Raw genomic sequence first — 3397 nt, forward strand, 5'->3', positions numbered from 1 at the left:
TTGAACTTTGCCAATTCATTTAGGGTTAGCAGTATCATTATCTAAAACTTGTTGAATAGTATCCATATTAATTGGATATGCTCATACTTGTTTATTAATAATTAAACCATTTACATTAGTAAAATTATAACCTTTATCTCGGTTAACTTGTCCTTTTGTATATGTTTTTTCTAAATGAAAACTTTTAGATACTGGAATACCCATTGCTGTATTTTCATATAATTCACCATTTACCATTGCTTTTAATTGAGCTTGTGAACCAATTACTTTTAAATAAGCGGGTGTTAATCATAAATAGGCTCTTCGTCCTAAAACCATAAACATTTTATCTGTTGGTAAGCCAAAATATAAATTACTAATTTGATTTGTTAATTCAATCAATGTTTCATTTAATGTAAAGAATGCTTTATTTGCATCATTAGCATTTTCTGCTGTATAACTACGAAATGGAATAATCTCATATTGACCATCTGCTAAACAATAATCATAAATCCCCTGAATTAATTCACATTCTAAATTAACAAATTTATTTTGTACAACACTAGAAATAGCATCAGCAATAACACCATTTTTAATATTTTGTTCTATTAATGCTAAGTCAAAAGCTTCATTCATTAATTTTAAATTAAATCTTTTATCAATTGGAACTGGAATTCTTGTTAATCCCATAGTTTGAGTTGTTCCACCATTTGGTAATGAATAATCATCTTGTCATACTACACGATGAGTTAAATTATATAGTGCTTGTCCAGCATTTGGTAATCAAGCAACTTGTTCTGCTGTTGCAGTTGCATATTGCACAATACTTGCATATTCATTCATTAATGGCCCGCGTAGCATAGCATTAATCATATCAACATATGCTTTTTGATCTGTTGTATTACCTTCTAATGTAAAAGGTACTTGTGGCAAATTAATTGTTGCCATAATTTCACTTCCTTATTTATCTAAGGTTTTTAAGTGTATAATCAGTTATTTTTTTAATTTCATCAGGAGTATATGCTCCTTTTTCTTTAATAGTTTCAATTTCCTCATTCTTATTTTAAACCGATTTTTCAATCATATCTTTAATAATATTAGTTGGCGAAACTGATGGTTGCGCTTCAACAAACAAATCGGGTTTTAATTCTTTTAAAGTTTGCATTTTTTCAGATAAAGAATTACCACTAACTTTATCTAAATTAGTTTTAATATCTTCAATTTTAGTAGATGGAACATCTTTAAATGCTTTTAATTCATCTAATTCATTAGATAATTTAATAAAGTCTTCTTTTGATATAACATCTTCGCGTTTTTGCACACTTTCTCTAATTTGCTTTGCTTCATTATTAAACTGATTTAAGATATTTTCTGCAATCTCTTCACTTAAACCTTGTTCTATTAATTGTTCTTTTGTAAGTGCCATTTTATAAACCTCTCTTTTTTTATTCTTGTTCGATTAACAAGTCAGCATAAACTCTTTTTTGATACAAAAAGATTAACATATAATTTAATTATATACTATTATTTTACTAATACAATACTTTTTATACACAAATCTAAACTTAATATATTTGATTGCTAATTTGGCCCTTAAAACGACCAATAAAAGATATTAAACAAGATAAAATTTTTAAAATAAGTTCTAATTTTACTTATATATATATAATGCAGTAGATCTTGATAAAGAGTTTCAAGATAAAAGGGAGAAAAACAAGTATGAAAAAATTACTTATTTTATTAAGTGTATTAACGATTAGTGGAACTGCTATACCAACCGTAATTGCTAATAAACCATATGTAATAACTGTACCAAATGATTATGAAACAGAAAAAATTAATATAACTAAATTAAAATCAAATCCATTAATGGTAAATGTAACGAACACAAATAATAATAGTAAAGAAATTGCAGGTGCAATACTTTTAGAAATGATGATTGCAAATCCAGATGAGGAAACCTTTGTTGATATTTATTACTCATTTGATGATAATATTAATTGATGGGATTTTCGTAACATTAATTTAATAAAACCCGATTTTTCAGAAACCTATAAAGATGCTATCTTATTAGCAACAAAAGATAATGAAAAGTTTATTGGTGCCTTTCATTTTGAAGCAACTTTAAAAAATGATAATCCCAATCAGCAAGTAAGCATTAAAGATGTAGTAAAAAACACTGATTTAGGTAAAATTATGGTCAACAATGAAGAAATTATTTTAAATAAATTAAAAGACAAAAATGAAGAATTAGTTTTATCTGAAGTATTTTTAACCAACATCACAGAAGATAGTGCTATTTTAAATGTTAAAGAGAATTCACAAATTTATTTTCATGATGAAACTATGAAAATAAATTTTGAAATTGATATTAGTGAATGAATCCTTACGCAGGAATATTTTCAAGATGAAGAATTTAACACAAGTGGAAATTACACTGGTGGAATAATTGGAATAGTAAATAATGAATATGCTTTGTTTACTTATATGGGAAATATTTATAAATCATCATTAAAAAACTCAAATGAACAATTTGAATTAATAAAACAAGATGATGATAAAAAAATAACATCTTGATATTGTTATTCAATGGAAAAAAAAGGATTTTTCTATTATTTTGATAAAAGTGGATATTGTTATAAAATTTCAAAACAAGGAAAAATTATTGAAATAAAAAAATATAATGAACTCTCATTTAGTAATGTTGCAACTAACGGCATTATAAATATAAATGGGGAAACAGGAATTGTATCTTATGAAAACAATAATTTAGTAATTTATTTTTTAGATAATGAATTAAATATATATAAATCTAAAGAAATTAAACTTAAATCGGGTGATACGGGAAGTAAATATTCTATTAGTTTGTTTAAAGACTCTAGTGGTAATATTGGATTTACCTCTTTAAATGGAATTTGATTAATTAATAATGAGTTAGATTATTATTATCGTGTAAAAGATAATTCTTCATTTGGAAATAATTTATCAAAGCTTGTTGTTTTAGATGGTGATAATTATATAGTATCAGATTATGTTGCTGGTGGTCGTTTTGTTGATAAAAATTTTAATTATAAAAAAGGCCTTGATTTAATTAACAACTATTCTATTATGGATATAATTCCTACAAATATCAAAAATGAATATTATGTTTTGGTTGGATATGATAAACACTGGGATGGTCCACCAACAAAAGTGGCGTTTGGAAAATTAACGTTTAAAAAATTGTAAATTTAGCACTTTAATTTATATAAGCCGTGTCTTACAGTAAAATTTACAAAATTAAAAAATTTTTAATAAACAAATAAAATGAAAAAGATATTAAGTATTTTAGGAACGATCACTTTAATTGCAACAAGTACAACCAGTTTAGTGGCTTGTGATAACTCTAATAATAAATATAGTAATGATGATCAAGAAA

The 3397-nt window shown here is 25.0% G+C and carries 4 protein-coding genes; 2 read left to right on the plus strand and 2 right to left on the minus strand.

Features of this window, described 5'->3' with window-relative positions; genetic code table 4:
- Both D9R21_RS05170 and D9R21_RS05175 read right to left on the minus strand, forming a co-directional pair.
- A partial coding sequence (locus D9R21_RS05170) for a hypothetical protein (RefSeq protein ID WP_148108836.1) occupies positions 1–927 on the minus strand: 927 nt, incomplete at its 3' end.
- 115 nt (positions 928–1042) lie between these two features.
- Positions 1043–1405 carry a hypothetical protein gene (locus D9R21_RS05175; RefSeq protein WP_126821373.1) on the minus strand — a complete coding sequence of 121 codons (363 nt, stop codon included), beginning with the start codon at positions 1403–1405 and terminating at the stop codon, positions 1043–1045.
- A 293-nt stretch (positions 1406–1698) separates the two neighbouring features.
- Here D9R21_RS05175 and D9R21_RS05180 point away from each other — a divergent pair, with 293 nt between their 5' ends.
- Together D9R21_RS05180 and D9R21_RS08685 are read left to right on the plus strand one after the other, a co-directional pair.
- On the plus strand, positions 1699–3207 hold the full coding sequence (locus D9R21_RS05180) for a hypothetical protein (protein ID WP_126821374.1): 1509 nt from the start codon (positions 1699–1701) through the stop codon (positions 3205–3207).
- A 78-nt stretch (positions 3208–3285) separates the two neighbouring features.
- On the plus strand, positions 3286–3397 hold a 112-nt coding region (locus D9R21_RS08685), incomplete at its 3' end, for a lipoprotein (protein WP_408641300.1).

The organism is Spiroplasma endosymbiont of Megaselia nigra (assembly GCF_003987485.1).
GTDB lineage: Bacteria > Bacillota_I > Bacilli_A > Mycoplasmatales > Mycoplasmataceae > Spiroplasma.